Here is a 20872-nt window from a genome sequence, read left to right as displayed (position 1 = left end):
CTCGACTTGAAGCGCTTCAAGTTCCATGTATAAGGAGGTAGACCGGAAGGCGCAAGTGGAGGCTTCTGCGATGTCTGAGCGTTTGGCGCGGGACGAGCGCCGCAAAGACTTTCTTTGGTGGACGAAAATCTCCAGCCGATGGGCCGATTGTGACGCCTATGGGCACGTCAACAACGCGACTTATTATAGCTGGTTTGATACGGCCCTTACTCTTCTGGCCATCGAGCGCGGAATTCTACGCGCGCCCCGTCAGACATCCATCGGGCTTTGTATATCCAGCGAATGCGAATTCCTGGCTCCCGTTGGCTTTCCGGAAACCGTCGACATCGGCATTCGATTGGGACGATTGGGAAATAGCTCGATCACGTACGAGCTGGCGATATTCGGCGATGCCGCCGACAAGGCATCAGCTGTCTGCAAATTCACGCATGTCTATGTCGACGCCGACACGCGAGCGAAAGTGTCGCTTACCGAAGAGCAAAGATCCGCGATGAGGGATTTAGTGCGGCGTTAGTGCCCGGTGCGTTGCGGGCTACTTAGGGAGAGATGGAGTACTCGCACGGCCGCTGTGGGCGACCCGCCGAGATGACTACGAAGGCCTGCGCGAGCGGCCAGTCATCGGTAATGGAAAGATCGATCCGGGCCTCGAAGCCAGGCGGGGTCAGCTTCTCCAGCCGGGCCAGCGCTCCGCCGGTCAGCTTCATGGTGGGACGGCCGCCCGGCATGTTCACCACCCCCATATCTCGCCACCACACCCCATGAAGGATCCCGGTGCCGAGCGCCTTGGAACAAGCCTCCTTCGCAGCGAACCGCTTGGCGTAGGTCGCAACCACTATCCTTTCGCTCTTGGCGCGGCGCGCGGCCCGGGCGCGCTCAACGTCGGTGAAGATGCGGTCGAGGAAAAGATCGCCGTGCCGCTGGATCACCTTGGCGACCCTCGTGATGTCGATCAGGTCGGAACCGATGCCGATAATCATTCTTTGCGATCCCCTTGGCATGACTGATTCATCGCTTTGTGGACCAGCGCCCTAACCTTGCATCCTCGCCCGATCAGCATCTCGCAAAACAGCGTGACCAACGGCCCCCGCGGCGTCAGTGACTAGAGTCGAAGATCCCATATCTTCCTCCTCGCGGCCTACGAGCCGAGCTTGCCCGCTAGGAACATCAACACCACAATTAGGGGCATATCAACCTATATAGGAGGTATTGAACACTGAACGGACAACCCAACGGATTTTTGAGAATTCCGTCGCAGCAGTTCTGCAACTATCGACCCAAACGCGAACGCGCGATAATTTGAGCGCCGGACAGGAATTGATGTGCGGAGCAGAACCATATTGGATTCGTTGGCTGCAATCCCACTCGAGTGCGCCCCAACCTCCGATATAGGCAGCGCCCGCATCTTCGTTCAGCTCGCCGGGCGTCGCTCATGACGAGGCGTTTCGATTTTCAGAAGACCGCTTGCATCAAAAGCCTACCGCTCTGCTTTGTCGCCGCGACACTGCCGGGCGGCCCGATCAGATACCCCTGCATTTCATCGCAGCCCTCGTGCAGCAGGAGCGACATCTGAGCCCCGGTTTCGATTCCTTCGGCGAGGACCGGCACGCCAAGCCCGTGGGCGAGGCCGATGACGGCACGCACGATGGCCAACGCCCGCTCGCTCTGCCCTAGCGAGGCCGCGAAGGATCGGTCGATCTTGATGCGGTCGAGGGGAAACGCCTCCAGATAGGACAAGGACGAGTAGCCTGTTCCGAAATCATCGAGTGCAATCAGGATCCCAAGCGCCTTGAGCGATTGCATAGTCTTTTTGGCGCGCGAAAGATCCTCGATCAGGACCCCTTCCGTGATTTCAAGCTCAAGCCGTGAGGCCGAAAGCCCGCTCTGTCGCAGCGCCTTGCGGACCTGCACGTCGAGGTTTTCACGGCGAAATTGCGCCGCGGAGACGTTGACGGCAATCCTGAGGGGCTGGGCCCATGAAGCGGCTTCCTTGCACGCCTCCATCAAGACCCAGTCGTCAATCTCCGCGATGGAGCCGCTCTTTTCCGCAACCGGGATGAACTCTCCGGGAGGAACGATGCCGCGAACCGGATGTCGCCAGCGTACGAGCGCCTCGTAACCGTTGGTCGCTCCATCTCGACCCTGCTGCGGCTGATAATCGAGGTAGAGCTCACCTCTGTCGACGGCAAGCCGCAGGTCGTGCTCCATCGCGCGGCGGTAACGCAACTGCTGGTCCATCGCGCTCGTGAACAGACGGATCGCGCCTCTACCCTCGTGCTTCGCGCGGTAAAGCGCGGCGCCGGCGTTCGCCAGCAGGGTGACGGCATTGTCGGCGTCTCTGGGAAACAGGGCCACCCCGACGCAGAGATCAACCTTGAGAGCGTGGCCGTCAACCTCAATCGGGCGTTCGAAAGCGGCCTGCATTCTCGTGGCTACCAGTTCGGCGCTTGCTGGCAAAGGCGGTTGATCTGTGATGCAAATGAACTCGTCGCCGCCGACGCGGGCAACGTAGGACCCTTGCGCCGCCTCCTGGAGCCGCCGGGACCCTTCCCGCAGGACAGCGTCTCCAATTGCATGGCCGAAGACGTCGTTTATCTCCTTGAAGTGATCCAGATCGATCCAGAGCACCGCAAAGCCGCTGTCGGTGGCCTGCGCTCGCTCGATGGCGTCAACGAGATACCGATCCAGCGCGGCCCTGTTCGGCAGCTCCGTGAGAGCATCGTGGCAAGCCAGATAGCTGATCTTCTCCTGCGTGCGGTTGCGGTCGGTGACGTCGAACGCAACGCTGACCTGGGCTGCGCGTCCATCATAGACGAGCGGCCGGCACTCGATCACGACCTGAATCACCTCGCCGTCTGAGGTCCTGTGCAACTCGAAATCGCGTTCGCTTCGGCTGCATGATTCGACACACTCAAGTTGATGCTGGGACATGCCGAGGAGAGCTTCCCGAGCGTATCCGTAGTGGCGGCACATGGCGCCATTCACCGCAAGCAGTTGCCGCGTCTTCGCGTCGGCCACCCACATTGGTAGCGGATTTTCTTCGAACAGAAGGCGGAAGGAGGCTTCGCGCCGCTTCAGATCCGTAATGTCGATCCGGACGCCGATGCTGCCTCCATCTGCCGTGCGTCGTTCCTCGACACGCACCCACCGGTCACCGGCTAGATGCTGCTCGTGAGAGTGGCGTGGCAACGAATGGTGCGCCATGCGCTCGGCGAGCCACTCTTCCTCTCGTCCAACAGCTTCGGCGTACTGCCCCCGGGCCAATCCTATGCGGAGGATGGTCTCGAATGGTGTTCCCGTCGCGAGTGCCTCCCGGCTGGCGGAGTAAAACTCCGCATATTGCCGATTCCACAGAACCAGCCGATCGTCCTTGTCGTACACGGCCAGCCCTTCCGGGACCACGTCGAGTGCTTCGGTGAGGTGGGTGTGCGCCGCACGCGCGGCGGCTTCGGCCTGCTCGGCCGCGGCCTTTGCAGCTGTGAGCGCGGCTTCGGTCCAGTACCTTTTGGTAACGTCCTCGTGAGTCGCGACCCAACCCTTACCCTCCATGGGCCGATGCCGGATGCGCACGACGCGACCGTTCGTCAGCTCGACGATCGTATCGGAATCTTCGGAAAACACGGGTTCGCTGTTACGCCAGACCAGATACTCCTGCTTCGACATCTTCGGGGCGCTGCCCGCCGAGTAGCGAAGATCCACGATGTCGTTCAGCCTCATGCCCGGCCGGACCACTTCAGGATCGAGATCGTAAATCTCAAGGTACATGCGGTTGCAGACTATTAGGCGCTGGTCTTGGTCAAAAAAACACAGTCCCTGCGACATGTTGTAGAGAGCGGTGTCGAACCGTTCTGCATAGGCTGTTGCGCGTGCGCCTTCTTCAATTAGCCTGCCATGGGTCTGGACCAGTCGGACAAAGGAACGGAAGTTGGTGTTGATCATCCGGCCGAGCAGCACCAGGAGCAGCAGAAGGTTAATGCCCAGCGAAATCATCATGCCATCGCCGGACACAAGCAGCACCGTAGCTATCGGTGCGGCGGCGATCAGCATTGTTAGGCGGGACGCAGGCGGGAAGCTGCCGAGACAGTAGGCGGCGCCGACGCAGCCCATGTAGACGAGCAGAGCGACCGGGGCGCGCAGATTAGGTTCGACGGCCACCAACAGCGCCAGGATCCAGAACACGAATCCTGCGTTGAGTACGACTGCGAGGAGGCGAGTTCTGGTAAGTTGGCGATGCGCCACTTCCGGAGTGAACTGGCTCGGCTTCAGACGTACCCACTGCACCAGCCGGACGACGCAGATTGCAAGGAGCGCGGCCGGCAAGGCGAACCGCAGCCATGGCGACACCGTGGACGGGAGGACCAGCCCGACACTGATAGTATCGACCAGCAGGACCGCGTAGAGAACCGGCACCTGTTTCCGAAGGATGGTGATTTGTTCGACAAGCAACGAACGGCCGAGCGGATCGGCGATGTCGCCCAAGGAAAATGCTTCGCGCGCTCGCGAAAGTAAGCCCATCGATTCAGCCCCACACCTCGCCTGCGGCAGAGCGCCGAAAGGACGCGGAAAGATAAATGGCATTTCACGACTTAACAGCCTCCAGCAACTGCGAAGAGGCTGACGCTATTCAGCCCACCGCAGCGCCGACACTGGCCGAAGCTGCGCATTCCGAGAGAAGTGGTGAGGCTGCCGGGCCGTTTGCAGCCTTCCAAAAGTCTGACCAACGAGCCGCCAGCGATCCGGTCGGCGACCCAAAACGCCCTCCTGACCGGCGGCTCACAAACGGCCGGCTCGGAGTCGAGTGCGTGGACTAGGCGGCGCGGATCCCGCTTAGAAACGTGCTGATCTGTTCCTGAAGCTCGCGCGTTTCCGAATCCAGAACCTTCCCCGCGGCCGTAACATGTTGGGCCGCCTGGCCTGTCGCTTCTGCAGATTCGCTCACACGGGTGATGTTCTGCAGTACTTTTTGAGTTCCTTCCGACGCGAGTTGCGTGTTGGCGCTTATATCGCGAGTAGCTGCTCCCTGCTCCTCGACCGCAGCGGCGATTGAGGAAGCAACTTCGCTCACCTGCCGGATGGTTTCCTCAATCCCCTTGATCGCATGAACGGCTTGAGCCGCTACCTGCTGGACGGCCGAAATCTGTCCGGAGATCTCTTCGGTGGCCTTGGCCGTTTGATTGGCAAGCGATTTCACCTCCGAAGCCACTACGGCAAAGCCTTTTCCCGAGTCACCAGCCCGAGCCGCTTCGATCGTCGCGTTCAGCGCGAGCAGGTTGGTTTGACCGGCGATGGTTGTGATCAGCTCGACCACCTGCCCGATACGACCCGCACTCTCTGCCAGACCCTGAACGGTGGCGTCCGTCTTGTTCGCTTGTTCTACCGCCCGGGCTGCTATACCCGCGGCCTGCGATGCCCTTCGGCTGATCTCGGCAATGGTCGCGCTGAGCTCCTCGGAGGCGGACGCAACACTCTGAACGTTGAGCGAGGCCAGATTTGAGGCCTGTTCCGTCGATTTTACCTGTGCACTTGCATCCTTCGATATCGAGGACATGCTGGCGGAAGTGTCTCGCATCTGATCTGATGCGGCTGCCAGCGAAGCGAAGCTACCCGCCATCTGCCGTTCAAACCGTTGAATCTGCTGCTCCATTTCGCGTTGACGCTCGGCTGTAATCACCCCTTGCTGCCGTTGCTCCTCCTCGATCCGCGCTTTCGCTAGGGCATTTTCTTTGAATATCTGGAGCGCTCCCGCGAGTTGGCCAATTTCGTCCTTGCGAGCTGTGAAGGGAGTTTCGACAGTGTTGTTACCGTTCGCCAGCTCGATTGTGGCGTCCCGTATTCTCCTGAGCGGAAGGATCGTGCTTCCGCGGACTCCGACAACGCATGCGACCGCGAACGCTGTCGCGGCGGCAAGAAGCGCAATTTCCCGCAACAAATTGCGGTGGGCTGATGCCCTCCGCTCTGCAGCGTGATCTTGAGCCGCCTGAAGCGCGCGCTCGGCAAGGGTAACGGCTGTGGAGAGCCGCTTCACACCGAAATTCACCCACTGCGCGACACTCATTTCGGGCTTTTCTCCCTTCGAGGGGGCCTCAAAAAGCCGATCGCGCAGCGCTAGATAATTGCTGTCGAAATAGCCGGATTTGGTCGCGGCAATTGCATCACTTACGGCCGGCGGAAGCGCGGATCCCGAGACTAGGCTGTCGATCGAAGACCATGCCGCCTCGATCTTCCCTTGCAGGCGGGCATAGGTCAGCCTTTGATCCTTACCGGGTGAAATGCCTTCCAGGCTTTGAGACACGAGTACCGTCGCTTCGCCGCCCGCATTACGGAGCAACCAGACCAGCTGTTTTAGCGACATCAACTGGTCGACGACGGGATCTCTGTATCTCGCCTCCGAAACAAGTTCACCTGAGAGGCTCTCAAGGTGGCCCAGCAAAAGAGAGGTCATGTCCGCATACTGCCTTGCGATGGCTTCGGGGCGGCGTTCGGATGGAGGTTTTTTGATCGCATTGAAGGCAGCTTCGTCGAGCTGTACGAAAGCTCCAATCTCGGAACGTACGGCAGCCGCCGAGTTCGGCGCTCCTGATTGGATGGCTTCGAGATCCAGAGGCAACGCGGCTAAGGCTTGCTGAAGACTTAAACGAGTCCTTGCGAGACCAGCTTCCAAGTCCGAATCGACGATATCTCCTGAGTCGAGATACCTTGTCGTTATCGCGCGGACCGTACGCAGGTTGTGCATACTTCTGAAGGCACTAGATGAGGCTTGGGCAACTGCGGAGAGTTGCTCAGCAGTTTTCAGCTTCGTATAAGAATCGTACAGGTCGAACGATAGGACGACTGCGACGAACGCGGATACAACCGAAACTATTGTCATTAGAACGGCCGTTATCGTCACATGCTTTAGCATCGCCCGTGGCTCCTCATTTTCCAGAGCCCACTAGACATCTAACGTTCTAATAAAGAACTAATAGCTTCTATTTTTTAACTATTGACTGGACCTCGAGTTCGACAAGAGTTTGCGGGCCACGACGGGCGGCTCGCAACCGTCGAGAACCGGCCGCGACCTGGCGCTTGCCTGAGATGCTATCGCTTCTCGACTTTTTCTGGAGTGATGATCTGGACCTGCACGGGGGCCGCGAAACACTTCACCGCTACCCGGCCAAATGCTCTCATGTGGTCGCTCTTGGAATGCAGAGGGAGGCACTCGGCCGATTGCCACTCTTCAACGAATATGAGCTTGTTCGGATCAGTGGTGCTTTCAAAGAGCTCGTAGGAAATACATCCCTCTTCCTGACGGGTGGCAGCAATGCACTCCTTTGCCGCAAGGAACAATTCCGCCTTCATTTCCGGCTTCACCGTGAGCGTTGCTATCACGTAGATCATCTTGTTCCTGTCCCTTCGCGACGCGCGCGCGTCCTGTCGTGGCTATCTGAGAGTCTCGAACGTTTCACTGGCCAGGCGACGTGACAGCGTCGCCGGCCGGGTTGTTTCATCCTCGTTAAGTGCGGCCATCTAGGGCCAGCCGCTCGGACACGGGCACGGGCAGCCCCACCTGGTCCGCAAAGAATATCGGGCCGCCGGTCTGATGTGGCCAGCCGTATCCGTGAAGCCAGGCCGGATCGATGTCGCTCGCCCGCTCTGCGATCCCCAGTCTCGAAAATTAGGACGCCCTCATTGATTTCGTCAGCCGCTCCGGAGGCACCGGGGCTGGATTTCGGTTCCGGAGCGGCTGACATCGCCGTCTGCTCAGGCGGCGAAACTGGCGATTCTCCGCGTGCCAGCTCTCGCAGCGCACGGGCAATCGATTCGTCGAGAGAATTCTGGTCGCGTGCGCCGAGCACCTTTACGGCGTCGCTATAGGACGTACCAGTCAGCGTCCGCCCCGCCGAAGCGATGACGCCTCTCATCTGAGATTTCCGGAGCCTGCATTGCTTGTCTCGTTGACGATATTGCTAGTTGGGGCGGCCAACGCTGGCCAGAGCGCTTCTGACGAGCCATTATTCAGAATTGAATTGAGCCTGCGCCCGCAGGTCGGCCCCGCGGGCAAGCCGTGATAGGCGATAACTGTCAGCATGGACAGCGTGAGAAAGCCATGGGCCACGGTGCCACCGAACGCCGTCTTAGCCGCCCGTGCCGAGTCGTCATGGATGAACGGCCAGTCCTCGGTCACATCCGCGAACTTATCAATCCGGGTTTGATCGATCTCGAACCAGCGAGAGACGCCAACTTCCGTCTACAACGGTGGCATGTTCGTTCATATCGATCGCTGCCATAGTCGAACCTTTATGGCTGGCCTTAGGGCCCAGCCTGCCCTGGCAAGCCTCATCCCTTCGCCTGCGAAGTATTTGGCAACAGCCAGCTCCACGAAATCAATAGCGTCAAGATCTCCAGATCTGACGGATCTTACATTACTGGTAGTCGTAGAATCCTCGACCGCTCTTGATGCCAAGACGGCCTTCAGCGATCATCTTCTTCAGCAGGATGCGCGGCCCCTCGGGCAGGCCGAGCCGATGCTGGGCATAGTTTTCTTCAATGCTCAGCACCACGTCCAGTCCCACCGCGTCCATGAGGCGAAAAGGGCCCCGCTGCGAACCGGTGGCCTGGCTGTAGATGGCATCCACCACCTCCGCCGACGCGACACCCTCGGCTACCACGGCAAGCGTCTCACGTTTGATGGCGGCCCAGATTCGGTTGAAGATGAAGCCCATGCTCTCGCGCTGCACCACATAGGGCGTCAGGCCATAGCCGGGCAGTACGTCGACCAGAAGTTGGATCACAGCTGGATTGGTGTGACCACACGACATCAGTTCCACCGGCGTGATCGCCGGCGGCATCAGAAAGTGCATGTTCAGCAGGCGCGCTGGATTCTTCACGCTGTCGGAAAAGGCGCTCGACGAATAGGATGAGGAGTTGCTGGCCAGGATGGCGTCGGGTTCGGAGAGCGCATCGATCTGCTTGAAGATATCTCCCTTCAGTTCAAGATTTTCGGGCACCGACTCCACGACGAGCCACGCATTTTTGAGCGCGGCTGTCACGTCATCAACGGCCACAATGGTACCGGCCTTGCTGCCCGGCAGCGTGGCCAACACGGCAGGCAACTGCTCCTTGGCAAAGGCGACGCCAGCATCGCGCGTCTCGGCGCTGCGGGCATACACGCGAACTTCGGCACCGCGCGTCGCGAGCATCAGTGCGATGCGGCGGCCCAGCGTGCCCGCGCCCAGAATGGCGATGGGACGAGTGGCGATGTTCTCGGGGAGTTTGAACGTCATGGCGGTGCCTCGCGGCTTTAGGTTGGGTTTGTCCGGCAGGTTCGGGCCACTCGCCGGCAGGAAGTGGAAAACTCGATCTCAGCTCTCACCGTCGCATGGAAGTCATCGGAGCCATAGAACGGTAGTGTCGATGGCTTAGCGCAGCATCTCTCGAAGTCACAATCATCGGACAGGTGCCCCGTCTTGGAGTCTTTCGTGCGAAGCGGTACAGTTAGCAGTACCTAGCCGTCGGCTTCTTCAAGGAGCTTGCCGATGTTCCGCGACAGGTCGCCATCGACGAGCTCGATCGGAGGCTGGTCCAGCGTCATGAGACCGCAGTTGCGCCGCCGTTTTAATCCCGTGAACGATACGGTGAAGATGTTCATGGCCTAGAACAGGGTGATCGGCCCCTCAACTATTGCCGGACGAATCCGATGTACCGGGCAGCGAGTGATTTCTGTAGCGTTCACGCAGCTCCGATTTCCTGATCTTTCCTGTCGCTGTATGGGGAATTGAATCTATGACGACGTCATCGGGCATCCACCACTTAGCGATCTTGCCTTCAAGAAATGAAAGAATATCGGTCTTAGTCGCCGCCAAGCCCGGCTTAAGCTGAACGATGAGAAGCGGTCTTTCGCCCCATTTCGGATGCGAAACCGCGATCGCTGCGGCTTCCAGGACCGAAGGATGAGCTGTAACGACATTTTCGATTTCGATGGAAGATATCCACTCGCCGCCCGATTTAATGACGTCTTTAGATCGATCCGCGATGCGCATATAGGCGTGCTCGTCGATCGTAGCGACGTCGCCGGTGTCGAAATAACCCTCCTTGTCCAGGACTCTATCATCCAACCCATAGTAGGCCTTGACAACACTTGCACCACGGACCTTCAGCCTCCCAAAGGCTCTTCCGTCGTGAGGAAGCCGCTCGCCGGAGTCATCAGTGATCTTCATTTCAACGAGGAACGGTGCAACGCCTTGGCTGGAAAGCTGGGCGATTCTCTCCGCACCCGTCAACTTTTCGAAAGGGTGCTTCAGGGCTCCCATCGAGCCGACGGGCCCCATCTCCGTCATACCCCACCCTTGCGTAGCAGCAATGCCCATGCGTTCAAAGGCCTCAATCATGGTAGGTGGTGGCGCCGCGCCGCCGATCCTTAGCTGCCGAAGCGCCGGCAAACGCAAATTGTTTGATTCCATATGCTGTTGAAGCATTAGCCAGACGGTCGGCACACCCGCCGTAAACGTTACCTTCTCGTCCCTCAGAAGTTCGTATACGGATGCGCCATCTAGCTTTGCACCGGGAAAGACGATCTTACTGCCCACCATCGGCGCGTGGAAGGCGAGGCCCCAACTGTTGGCATGAAATAGCGGGACAACTGGCAAGACCGTATCGTTGCAACTAAGGCCAATTACGTCTGCCTGTGCGATCATTAGTGAATGGAGTACATTTGACCGATGCGAGTACAGGACGCCCTTTGGATTTCCGGTAGTGCCTGACGTGTAGCATAGGCCAGCGGCGGTGTTTTCGTCGAAGCTCTTCCAGGCGAAGTCGCCATTCACGCTATCGATCCAGCTCTCGTACGCGATCGCACCCCGTAATGAAGTGATCGGCATTCGGTCGCAATCCGTTAATATGACGAAGCGCTCCACGAACTCGAGTTGCGATGCGAGCTTCTCAAGAAGTGGCACGAAGGAAACATCGGCGAGAAGAACTCTGTCACGAGCATGGTTGATGATCCATGCAATCTGCTCGGGAAATAGGCGAGGGTTTATGGTGTGACAGACAGCGCCGATACCCATAATTCCGTACCAGATCTCTAGGTGTCGCCAAGTATTCCAGGCGAGGGTCGCGACGCGATCGCCAATCAAAATGCCGTCGCCGTCCAACCGCTGGGCAACCTTTAGCGCGCGCTTTCTGATCTGGCCGTAATTGGTTCGATGGATCGGCCCCTCGACAGATCGCGTCACCACCTCGCGGTCCGGATGACACGTTGCCGCGTGATCGATGATGCGGTGGCACAATAACGGCCACTCTTGCATTAAGCCCAGCACGGGATTCCCCGAAACTTAGTGGACGCGTCTGCTACATTCTAATCGGACGACGGTCGGCGCTATTGGACGCGATTGCAGCATGCGGCGATCGTGCCTCAAAACGAAATGTTGAAGAACGCCTATTCAGAGATGAATTCGAGAAGCGATGGATTGCCGGCGTTTCTCAGGCAAATGACAGACCTCGTCCTTGCGCGGAACTTGCTCGTGGCCACTCCACCCGGAGCTTCGCGCTGCGGATTCGGGGTCCCGCCGACCGGCGCGCGACAATTGGGACGGGGGCGGCGTAGCGGGCCCATCGCCAGGCCGCTCGCTCACTCCCGGCCGAAACAAGTCAGTCCGGGAGCTTGTGTTTCCTCGCTTTCGGCGGACCGGAAGCGTCACGCCCTTTCCACACTGTAATCCCGATAGTCGAAGTAGCTGGAAGCAATCGCGCTATATGCATCTAGCACGCACCATAACCAAGCGCGCGCCGTCAGGCCGGCGGGTCTGCGCCAGTTGTCGTTCCCAACTCTTGGACGCGGAGAATGCTCGAGAACGCTCGGCTCAATGAAGCGGACACCACTAGTGATTTGTGGGACAGCGAGTATCATAGATGGCACCGTTCGGCTCAAATGACTTGGAAGCTCGCAAGAGCTCCTATTCGAATTCGCCAGCACTCTTCTCTGAAACACCAAGCGTTGCAAGTAGCTAGTGACTCACAGTTGGCAAGGACAGAACTACTGATCGTGTCCCCTAGCGTGGTGTAGCTGGCGGCGGGTCACCGCGTTCGCCGGCAAGAGCCGGACTGGTCAGCTGGCGATAGCCGGGAGGCTGACGGTTGGATCATCGCTCAACGGCGCGATGGTTTCCAGCGTCATGTAGCGGGCGCGCTGGACGGCCCATTCATCGTTCTGTTCGAGCAGGATCGCGCCGATGAGGCGGACGATGGCGTCCTCATTGGGGAAGATACCGACCACCTCGGTGCGGCGCTTGATCTCGCCGTTGAGACGCTCGATCGGGTTGGTGGAGTGCAGCTTGGTTCGGTGCTGCGGCGGGAACGTCATGTAGGCCAGCACGTCAGTCTCGGCCTCGTCGAGGAAGCAGGCCAACTTGGGCAGCTTGGGACGGAGCTGGTCGGAGACCTTGCGCCACTGCGCTCGTGCAGCCTCAGCATCATCCTGGGCAAAAGCGGTGGCGATGAAGGCGGAGACGACGCGCCGGCCGCTCTTGCCGGCATGGGCCAGTGCGTTGCGCATGAAGTGCACGCGGCAGCGCTGCCAGGAGGCGTTGAGCACCTTGGCGACGGTGGCCTTGATGCCCTCATGGGCGTCGGAGACGACCAGCTTGACGCCGCGCAGGCCACGGCGGGCGAGCTTGCGCAGGAACGCCGTCCAGAACGTCTCGGCTTCGGAGGGACCGATGTCCATGCCGAGAACTTCGCGCCGGCCATCGCTGTTGACGCCGACCGCGACGATCACCGCGACCGACACGATGCGCCCATTCTGGCGTACCTTCACGTAGGTGGCGTCAATCCACAAATACGGCCAGTCGCCCTCGATCGGGCGGCCGAGAAAGGCCTTCACCTTGTCGTCGATCTCCGCGCACAGCCGCGAGACCTGGCTCTTGGAGATGCCGCTCATCCCCATGGCCTGGACCAGATCGTCGACCGAGCGGGTCGAGACGCCTTGCACATAGGCTTCCTGTACCACGGCGGTGAGCGCCTTCTCGGCCATCCGGCGCGGCTCCAGAAAGCCCGGGAAGTAGGAGCCCTTGCGCAGCTTGGGAATGCGCAGCTCGACCGTGCCGGCGCGGGTCTCCCAGGTCCGGTCGCGGTAGCCGTTGCGCTGGGCCAGACGCTCGGGGTTCTTCTCGCCGTAGGCGGCCCCGGTCTGGCCTTCCACTTCCAGCTCCATCAGGCGCTGGGCAGCAAAGCCGATCATCTCGCGCAGTAGATCCGCATCAGGGGTCTTCTCCACGAGCGTGCGCAGGTTCATCATCTCATCGGTCATCGGTGGTTCCTCGAATCAGGTTGGTGTCAGCAACCCGACCCTACCGGCGAACTGCCGGTGACCACCGCAAAGCCGCCCGCCCGCTACGGCGCTATGTGAGAGCGCGCGTCCGGGCGGCTTTGCTCTACCGAGCTACACCACCTCCGGGGACACGACCGAACTACTCTGCAATCGACGCTTGTTCCATCGATTATCGATCGGCAATCGGAGGTCATGCTCAGGCCCTCTGTTCGGCCAACAAGAACGAAGCGAAAAAGCAAACTGGTCGGGAGAACTGGCTGTCTCATCCATTCGGCGCTGCGGGACGCCCACCAGACAGGGCGCCCCGGCAGCGCAGAGAACTCCGAGATTGTAACCAGCCGCGCGCAGCAATGCATCGGACACGAGAGACTGAAAAATCGGCAACCGTGACAGGAACTAGGTCAGCGTTTTCTTGGTTTGAATCATATCAGGCGGCCTCGGCGAGTTTGTAGGACCAGGTATGGACGACGGGATGGCGATTAACGTCGTCGATTCCGGCCATGATGCGCTCTTTGAGTTCGTGCTTTGAGGTCACACGGATGTGACGCAGGACGGAGCGGGCGAACTTGGAGAAGAAGCCCTCGACGAGGTTGAGCCAGGAGCCGTGCTTGGGCGTGAAGGTAAACTGGAAGCGATCTGCTGGTCGCGTGTCGAGCCAGGTTCTGGTTTCTCGCGAGATATGTGCGGAATGATTGTCGAGAATCAACTTGATCGCGGTCCCGGCCGGATAGGCGGCATCGAGAAGCTTGAGGAATTCGACGAACTCTCGGCTGCGGTGGCGGTCTTTAACGAGCGCATGGACCTTTCCAGTGAGCAGATCAATCCCCGCCAGCAGGCTGAGCGTGCCATGACGTTTGTACTCATGATCGCGCGCGAAGGTCGCATGCACGCCCGGCACTGGTGGCAGATCCGGCGCCGTTGTCGCGATGGCCTGGATCCCCGGCTTCTCGTCGTAGGAGACGATCGTCACCGGCTTTGCCCGCCGCTTTCCCTTGGCAGAGGCTTTCTTCAGGACTTGGACTTCACGATAAACGCACAGGACCTCCGCCATCTTCCGTTCGAACTCGGCGTCGCGGTTTTCAAGGTAATAGCTCACCTTGTGCGGCTTGATTTCCTCTTGGCCGAGAATCTTGCACACCGTTCCCTGGACCAAGTTAGCCAAACACGCATGCCCTGCCGCCGGCCCCTGTTCGCGCGCATGGCGCGCCAAGAGCCGCGTCGTCCACAACTCATGCGGATAGCCATGATCCTTGGCCTTGTCGCACGCCAGAGAGACCAGCCACGCCTTGGCCTCCGGCGTAATCACCGGCTCCTTGCCTGGTCGCGGGCGCTCGTCGAGCGCCGCCAATGCACCCTCAGCCGCCGCCCGCTCGACGCAGCGCTGCACCGTTTGATGATGGGCGCCAAGTCTTTGTCCTACCGCGAAGAACGACGGGTTCTCGCGGTAGGCCAGCAGCATCGCGGCCCGCGACACCCGGCGCGCCGGTTCCGTCCTCGACCGCGAAAGAGCCGTCAACGCTTCAATCTCATCATCGGTCATTGCCAACTCGACCGCTTGCCGCCATCCCGCCATGGTGAAACTCCTCGTTCAGTCAATCGCAAACGAGGAATCCACAAACAAACGTCCCGTTCCATCACTGCCAAGTTCATGGAATCGGTCGTCTAGTCAGTACTACAGCTACCGGCTCTGCCGACCGCATGGCTTCCCGGAGCATTGTTCTGCTTCTCGCCGACTGAATCGCCCGGCGGGAAAATGCTGTCGTATATCGCACGCGCTTCTCGAATGAGACGATCTCGCTCGCGCTCCGACTTTGATACAAACTGAATAACTTCGCTCATGCTTGCTCCAGACAGTTTAGTGTGTCGATGCCGCGCTTGGCCGAGCGCTCCGCTACTTTGGCATGGTCATCATTCCGTGAACCGCGCTCGACAACGTTGTACGGTCCCGGGGTCGATTACTGCGACCATTGTGGCCCCAGTATCACGCGAGCCAACTCCGACGGATTCTCAACAGCCGAGAAGTGGCCGGTATTTCTGAGGGTAACGATCTGCGCGGTGGGAATGAGCGACCGTGTGCGTTCGCGCTCGCTTGGCAGCGACCAATCGCTATCTCCATAAATGAGCGTTACAGGAGCCGAGACCTGTCCATAGTAGTCGCGTGCCTTGCTCCAGGATCGCCAGCCTGCCAGCACCCTGCGCGCGATCCGCTTGTATCCCGGGCGACGGGCCGCTTGACCGAACTCAGCAAGCAAATCAGCAGGTAGTTTGCGCGGGTCGTGAAATCCCCCGCCCATGATCTTGCCGAGGACCATCTGGTTTTCGAGCGATGCATTGATCGCGCCAAGCACCGGGATCTGCAAGCTTCCTATGATAAAATTTGCGAACCAGTTGCCGCGTCGAATACCGTCCCCGTAGCGAGTCTCGTAGTCGTACGGGTTGATCGTGTAGACCCGCTTCACCCGCTGGGGAAGGGAGGCCGCCACTGTAAGTGCCAGCGCGCCGCCGATAGACTCGCCAACAACCGTGAGCTCCGACAGGTTTAATTCCTCGATGAAGCGGATGACGGCCTGTCTCAAGTAGGATTCGTCGAACCTCGCACTTAGATCGATGGGGGAGTGTCCGTGGCCTGGGAGATCGATGGTGTACACCGTATGCGACCCCGCGAGCAGCGGCGCCAGACTGCGAAAGTATTCAAGCTGCGTTCGGATCGTATGTATCAGGAGCAACGGAGGCCCATTGCCGATCTTTTGAAAACGTAGGCTAAGCTTCTCCGATATTTTGAGAACACGTGGTTCGGCTACTGTCACACTAAGCATTCGATTTCTCCAGCGATACAATGCGAATCCGATGCCCGCAGACTGTCGCGTGTCTACTTCTCAGACATTCGCCGTTGGGGCCGGCCTCCCTCCTCCCGGACGGGGCGTTTTTGACGGGCACGGTCGCCGGAGATGACGGACTCCGGTTGATCCTTCTCGCGAACTTGCACGAGCTTCAAGGAACTGTCGTTCAGTAGCCACTTGGCCAGCAGGACGCTCAGAGGACCCTGATCGACCCTGCCGATTTTATCAGTCAATTATGTGTTTCATTGGTTTTTGCAAGTGACTAGTAAAATAACAGTCATGGCGCCGGCGCCCGGATCTTGGAGCCGTTCGCAGCTTTGACCGCATTGCGATTGAATTTAGCTAATGATTTCGGCTTCAGGCGGCGTCGACGGTGAGCTGAGTGATCCAGCTGCTCCGGACAATGCCTTCCGTTAACCGAGTTGGCTAAGCGCGCCCTCTGGGGCGCACGGCTCTCCGTCCGGGACAGGCAAGACGAACGAGAAACGCGCCCCTCCCGCGGGGCAGACGTTCTCCGCGTGGATGCATCCGCCATGCGCTTCTACTATCGAGCGGCAGATCGGAAGTCCCATGCCCATGCCCTCTTGCTTCGTCGTAAAGAAGCTGTCGAACAAGTGAGCAAGGTGGTCGGGATCGATACCGGGGCCGCTATCTTCGACGCTGCAGGTAATCTTATCGTTCGCGACATTCGTTTGAATCGTAATTTTACGCAGAGAGCAATCGTTGTGCGCCAGTGCTTGCACTGCATTGATCGTCAAATTGACGATCACCTGTTGAAGTTGCGTTCGGTCCGCAAGGACGATGGGGGGTTCAACAGACGTGTTGTGAACCACGGCAACGGAGCGCGCTTGTAATTCGTGTCGAATGAAAAGGAGCGCCTCCTGGATTATCCCGTCGAGAGATACGAAATTTCGCTCAGGCGCGCGATGCGCGGCCATGGAGCGGATCCGAGCGGTCACGTCGGCAGCCCGATGCGCATCCTCCAAGATCCATCCGATCGATTCTCGCGCTTTATCGATTTGAGGGTGAGCCGCTTCAAGCCAGCGCAAACCAGCGTCTGCATTTGAAGCAATGGCCGCAAGAGGTTGGTTCACTTCGTGAGCAATGGAAGCCGTGAGTTCGCCCAGCATCGAAACGCGGGCTGCATGCGCGAAATCGCTCTGCACACGCTGCAGCATTTCCTGTGCGCGATTGCGCTCCGTAATGTCGATAATGGCGACCATGCTAGTCGCACCGCCCATGTCTTTGGACGGCCAGGCAATCGTAAAGAGCGCATCAAAAATACTGCCATCGATCCTGCGCATCTTACATTCGGTCCAATAATGAGGCTTCCGCGCGATGGCACTCAGCATCGCCTCCACGAAGACGTGAACGCTTTCGTCGGGCCAAACCGGCAAGAGATTGCCGAGCAACTCGGCCTTGTTACCCCTACCGAAAAGTTGCACGGTATGATCGTTGACATCGACCACGCGCGCGACCCTCATCAGCTCGCAGACGACATCAGGGTTGTCAAAGAAGTACTTCCGGAAATCCGAGACACCGGATTTTCTCAGCGCTCGCAATCTCTGATTTACGTTTGAGAAGTCCAGCTCCCAGAACGAAGCCGCCATGGCTTGGAAGATATTCCGATAGCGAGCTTCACTAAGCTTCAACTCCTGCTCGAAACTGGTCGCTTTGACCTCCCTCCCCGTCTCCACGAGATAGATCGGGTTACCCGAGGGGTCGTAGCGCACTGACAGGCAAACCTGCACCAATATCGCGCTACCTTGTGCCGATACCCGCTTGACTTCTCCCCGCCAACGGCCGGCCGCGACGCAACTAGCTAGTAGGTCGGCAGCCGATATAGGATATTCGCTACCGAGAAGGTCATCCGCGAACTGGCCGAGGGCAGCGTCACGAGAGTAGCCGTACAAGGTCTCCGAGGCCTTATTCCAAGCTTGTATGCGACCATGCAGGTCGCGGACGAAGACGGCCTGCTCGACAAGATCAAGTATTTCGAAGGACTCAGATGTCATTTCAACACCATGAGTTCGCTTTGCGCGACTATCGACGGGCTAAAGTCCGAGGACTTAAAGCCGGCACTCCAGCCTAGGGAGCGCATCATCCACGACGAACAGCGGTCTCGCCACTCGAGTTCCGGGGGTCGCCCTCCTATTCATAGCATGTCGGCTGGCCACGACCAATGATGTCGATTTCCACTCCCCAAAGGACGGCGTCGAGCGGATTGCTTGTTGGATAAGGCACGAGGATCGGCTCGCGCTGTCTGCGATGATGAGACCTCCGCAGCAGAACGTCCGAGGAGGATACCGAATTGGAGGGTACGGTATGACCGTCCGGGAAGCCACAGTTCTCCTTTTGTCGAGAATCATCCTTCTAGATGTCTCTTCCCAGTCGTCGTGCGCTTAAGGCAAAAAAGGGACCCGGTCAGGATGTGCAATGTCTATGGTGCCGCCTGAAAGTGGCCCGTGGCAAAGGGCGCCGATCATGATTTCAGGAGTACTAAACCTAGCAAACCCGCCAGCGTCAGCCCTACCTTCCGATCAGCAATATTAGTACGGCCATCAATGCCATGACGCCGATGCCAACTACTGTAATCCAGAGGTTCTCGTTTCTCGATGGTATTGCTGTCAGACGTCGGGACATGTTCTCATATCGACGCTTCAGCCGCTTCTCCAGAAGCTCCGTCGCGTCTGTGACACGCCGGTAAGCCAGGGGCGCTAATACATCGCCCCCTGTGCAACATACGCTATGACCGATGAGATGCTCAGGCCCAAAAGAAGATGTCTGCTTAGGTGCCATATCGACATCCGCGTTCTTAGGAATAGACACCCTAGTTCTTCGTTCGTTTCGGGAGTAGATTGTGAGCAAGGAATGCGACCTGCCGGGCCCCGTGCGGCACGAGGTAGATGACGAGGAACAGGAGCACGCCGAACACCGCCCCGGAGAGGCCCTTCGAGATGCTTTCTGCCATGTTCGGGACGAAGATGATGAAGGCCGCGCCGACGAAGGACCCGGGCAGCCAGCCGACCCCGCCGACGACCATGCCGAGGAACAGCGAGATCGCGAGCGTGATGGTGAAGCTGTCAGGCGCGACAAATTGCACCGTAATGGCGCTTAAGCCTCCAGCAACTCCGGTAATGCCGGCGCTCACTCCGAACGCTAGGGTCTTGTAGAGGGCGACGTCGACGCCCATTGCGGAGGCAGCGATCTCGTTGTCGCGGATCGCCATGAAGGCGCGACCGGAGCGAGAGCGCAACAGGTTCACAGAGAAGATGTAAACAATCATCGCCACAAGGAGGGTGAAATAATAGAGCCACATGTCCTGCGACATCGGCAGGCCTAATGGCGCGTCCGGCTTGGTGACGACAAGGCCCTGCACGCCGCCGGTCCAGTGCTCGAGGAGGTTTAACTTTAGAATTTGCGGCGTGGCCGTGGCGAGTGCGAAGGTTGCGAGCGCCAGATAGACGCCGGACAGCCGCAGCGCCGGATGCCCGAACAGGAAGCCGAAGGCGAAACAGACCACGCCGGCGATCGGCAAGGTCAGGGCGTAGTTGACGTTGAAATGCTCCATCAGCACCGCGGTCGTATAAGCGCCGACCGCGTAGAATGCGCTCTGGCCGAGCGAGAACTGGCCCGAGCCGCCGGTCAGGATGTTCAGCGCCAGCACGGCCAGCCCATAGATCAGGAGCATCGTCATCTGGAAGATGATGAAGTTCTTGGCGAACAGGGGCACGATAAGCAGTATCAAGAGAACCACGAACGAGGTGCGGGCGGCCAGCGTCATGGCCCGCTTCGGAACGGCCTCGACCGCCTGGTGGCCTTCTGCGACGACTTCTTCTGCTGCGCTCATGATCAAACTCGCTTGACGATGTGCCGGCCGAACAGGCCAGCGGGTTTGACGACCAGGACGGAGATGATCAGCGCGAGCGCGATCGGGAGCTTCAGCTCGTTGCCGACGCCGGGGATGTAGGTGCCGGCGAGGTTTTCGAAGATGCCGACCAGGAAGCCGCCGACCACGGCGCCGAACGGGCTGGTGAGGCCGCCGAGCACCGCTGCGGCAAAGCCGTAGATCAGGACGCCGCCCATCATGTTGGGCTCCAGGAACACGACGGGGGCGATCAGCATGCCGGCGATCGAACCGATCGCGGTCGCCATGCCCCAGCCCAGCGCAATCATCCAGCTCGTGTTGATGCCGACGAGCCGCGCCGATTCAGGCACCGAGGCGGCCGCGCGCATCGCAAGGCCGATGCGGGTGTACTGGAAGAAGAAGTAGAGACCCAGCAGCAGCAGCACGGTGACGCCGATCATGCCGGCCTGGTGGGTCGAGATCAGCTGGCTGCCCAGGAACGGCGCGGAGCCGAACGGGGTCGGATACTGCTTGATGGTGAAGTCCCAGATCAGACCGGCGCACGAGTTGAGGATCGCAAACAGCGCGATGAAGCCGGCGACGTTGGTCAATATCGGCGCCTTGGCGAGCGGCTGGAACAGGATGCGCTCGATCGCGATGCCAGCTACGAAGGAGAGTGCCAGTGTAATCACGAAGGCGGCCCAATAGGGCACGCCCCATTGCATCAGCTGCCAGGAAATGAAGGTCGAAAACATCGCCATCTCGCCCTGCGCGAAGTTGAGATGGTCGATCGCCTGGTAGATCATGACCACGGCGAGCGCCATGCAGGCGTAGATCGCGCCCGTGGCGATGCCGGCCAGGACTTGGTTGGTGAACAGCTCCATT

At 59.4% G+C, this 20872-nt stretch carries 14 protein-coding genes and 1 pseudogene; 1 reads left to right on the top strand and 14 read right to left on the bottom strand.

What is annotated here, in order from left to right; all coding sequences use genetic code 11:
- Positions 1 to 70 precede the first annotated feature (70 nt).
- On the top strand, positions 71 to 514 hold the full coding sequence (locus XH88_RS19290; RefSeq protein ID WP_271669832.1) for an acyl-CoA thioesterase: 444 nt from the start codon (positions 71 to 73) through the stop codon (positions 512 to 514).
- A 22-nt stretch (positions 515 to 536) separates the two neighbouring features.
- Here the strand turns inward: XH88_RS19290 and acpS are convergent, their stop codons facing one another.
- The 14 genes and pseudogenes from acpS to XH88_RS19220 all read right to left on the bottom strand — a co-directional run bounded on the left by acpS (position 537) and on the right by XH88_RS19220 (position 20871).
- On the bottom strand, positions 537 to 977 hold the full coding sequence (acpS, locus tag XH88_RS19285; protein ID WP_271669831.1) for a holo-ACP synthase: 441 nt from the start codon (positions 975 to 977) through the stop codon (positions 537 to 539).
- A gap of 472 nt (positions 978 to 1449) precedes the next feature.
- Positions 1450 to 4476: an EAL domain-containing protein gene (locus tag XH88_RS19280; protein WP_271669830.1), complete on the bottom strand. Its 3027-nt coding sequence runs from the start codon at positions 4474 to 4476 to the stop codon at positions 1450 to 1452.
- Between the two features lie 328 nt (positions 4477 to 4804).
- On the bottom strand, positions 4805 to 6898 hold the full coding sequence (locus XH88_RS19275; protein ID WP_271669829.1) for a methyl-accepting chemotaxis protein: 2094 nt from the start codon (positions 6896 to 6898) through the stop codon (positions 4805 to 4807).
- Positions 6899 to 7074: 176 nt separating this feature from the next.
- A complete protein-coding gene (locus tag XH88_RS19270; RefSeq protein ID WP_271669828.1) occupies positions 7075 to 7374 on the bottom strand; it encodes a putative quinol monooxygenase in 300 nt (99 codons plus the stop codon).
- A 658-nt stretch (positions 7375 to 8032) separates the two neighbouring features.
- Positions 8033 to 8224 (bottom strand): annotated as a pseudogene (locus tag XH88_RS19265) (MaoC/PaaZ C-terminal domain-containing protein); the annotation flags it as partial.
- 175 nt (positions 8225 to 8399) lie between these two features.
- Positions 8400 to 9260 (bottom strand): 3-hydroxyacyl-CoA dehydrogenase family protein, encoded by an 861-nt coding sequence (locus XH88_RS19260; protein ID WP_271669827.1) that lies wholly within the window; start codon positions 9258 to 9260, stop codon positions 8400 to 8402.
- Between the two features lie 221 nt (positions 9261 to 9481).
- On the bottom strand, positions 9482 to 9625 hold the full coding sequence (locus XH88_RS19255) for a hypothetical protein (protein ID WP_271669826.1): 144 nt from the start codon (positions 9623 to 9625) through the stop codon (positions 9482 to 9484).
- A 25-nt stretch (positions 9626 to 9650) separates the two neighbouring features.
- Positions 9651 to 11291, bottom strand: coding sequence for a long-chain-fatty-acid--CoA ligase (locus XH88_RS19250; RefSeq protein ID WP_271669825.1), 1641 nt, complete (start codon positions 11289 to 11291; stop codon positions 9651 to 9653).
- A gap of 788 nt (positions 11292 to 12079) precedes the next feature.
- Entirely contained in the window at positions 12080 to 13279 is a 1200-nt protein-coding gene (locus tag XH88_RS19245; protein WP_271669824.1) for an IS256 family transposase, read from the bottom strand.
- A gap of 448 nt (positions 13280 to 13727) precedes the next feature.
- Complete coding sequence (locus tag XH88_RS19240; protein WP_442868455.1) at positions 13728 to 14873, bottom strand: IS630 family transposase; 1146 nt, start codon at positions 14871 to 14873, stop codon at positions 13728 to 13730.
- Between the two features lie 382 nt (positions 14874 to 15255).
- Positions 15256 to 16116, bottom strand: coding sequence for an alpha/beta fold hydrolase (locus tag XH88_RS19235; RefSeq protein WP_271669822.1), 861 nt, complete (start codon positions 16114 to 16116; stop codon positions 15256 to 15258).
- A 437-nt stretch (positions 16117 to 16553) separates the two neighbouring features.
- A complete protein-coding gene (locus tag XH88_RS19230) occupies positions 16554 to 18155 on the bottom strand; it encodes a sensor histidine kinase (RefSeq protein ID WP_271669821.1) in 1602 nt (533 codons plus the stop codon).
- Between the two features lie 815 nt (positions 18156 to 18970).
- Positions 18971 to 19990: a branched-chain amino acid ABC transporter permease gene (locus XH88_RS19225; protein ID WP_271669820.1), complete on the bottom strand. Its 1020-nt coding sequence runs from the start codon at positions 19988 to 19990 to the stop codon at positions 18971 to 18973.
- A 2-nt stretch (positions 19991 to 19992) separates the two neighbouring features.
- Positions 19993 to 20871 (bottom strand): branched-chain amino acid ABC transporter permease, encoded by an 879-nt coding sequence (locus tag XH88_RS19220; protein WP_271669819.1) that lies wholly within the window; start codon positions 20869 to 20871, stop codon positions 19993 to 19995.
- Between the last annotated feature and the right edge of the window lies 1 nt (position 20872).

The sequence above is a fragment of the Bradyrhizobium sp. CCBAU 51627 genome (assembly GCF_028128765.1).
In the GTDB taxonomy this organism is placed as follows: Bacteria; Pseudomonadota; Alphaproteobacteria; order Rhizobiales; family Xanthobacteraceae; genus Bradyrhizobium.
Note: the sequence above shows the minus strand (reverse complement) of the source record. Positions and strands in the feature narration are given on the sequence as shown.

Coding starts and splice junctions, on each gene's coding strand:
- XH88_RS19230 (WP_271669821.1), bottom strand. CDS start 18,155: ATGACATCTGAGTCCTTCGAAATACTTGATCTTGTCGAGCAGGCCGTC.
- acpS (WP_271669831.1), bottom strand. CDS start 977: ATGATTATCGGCATCGGTTCCGACCTGATCGACATCACGAGGGTCGCC.
- XH88_RS19245 (WP_271669824.1), bottom strand. CDS start 13,279: ATGACCGATGAGATGATGAACCTGCGCACGCTCGTGGAGAAGACCCCT.
- XH88_RS19255 (WP_271669826.1), bottom strand. CDS start 9,625: ATGAACATCTTCACCGTATCGTTCACGGGATTAAAACGGCGGCGCAAC.
- XH88_RS19270 (WP_271669828.1), bottom strand. CDS start 7,374: ATGATCTACGTGATAGCAACGCTCACGGTGAAGCCGGAAATGAAGGCG.
- XH88_RS19290 (WP_271669832.1), top strand. CDS start 71: ATGTCTGAGCGTTTGGCGCGGGACGAGCGCCGCAAAGACTTTCTTTGG.
- XH88_RS19240 (WP_442868455.1), bottom strand. CDS start 14,873: ATGGCGGGATGGCGGCAAGCGGTCGAGTTGGCAATGACCGATGATGAG.
- XH88_RS19235 (WP_271669822.1), bottom strand. CDS start 16,116: ATGCTTAGTGTGACAGTAGCCGAACCACGTGTTCTCAAAATATCGGAG.
- XH88_RS19260 (WP_271669827.1), bottom strand. CDS start 9,260: ATGACGTTCAAACTCCCCGAGAACATCGCCACTCGTCCCATCGCCATT.
- XH88_RS19220 (WP_271669819.1), bottom strand. CDS start 20,871: ATGGAGCTGTTCACCAACCAAGTCCTGGCCGGCATCGCCACGGGCGCG.
- XH88_RS19225 (WP_271669820.1), bottom strand. CDS start 19,990: ATGAGCGCAGCAGAAGAAGTCGTCGCAGAAGGCCACCAGGCGGTCGAG.
- XH88_RS19275 (WP_271669829.1), bottom strand. CDS start 6,898: ATGCTAAAGCATGTGACGATAACGGCCGTTCTAATGACAATAGTTTCG.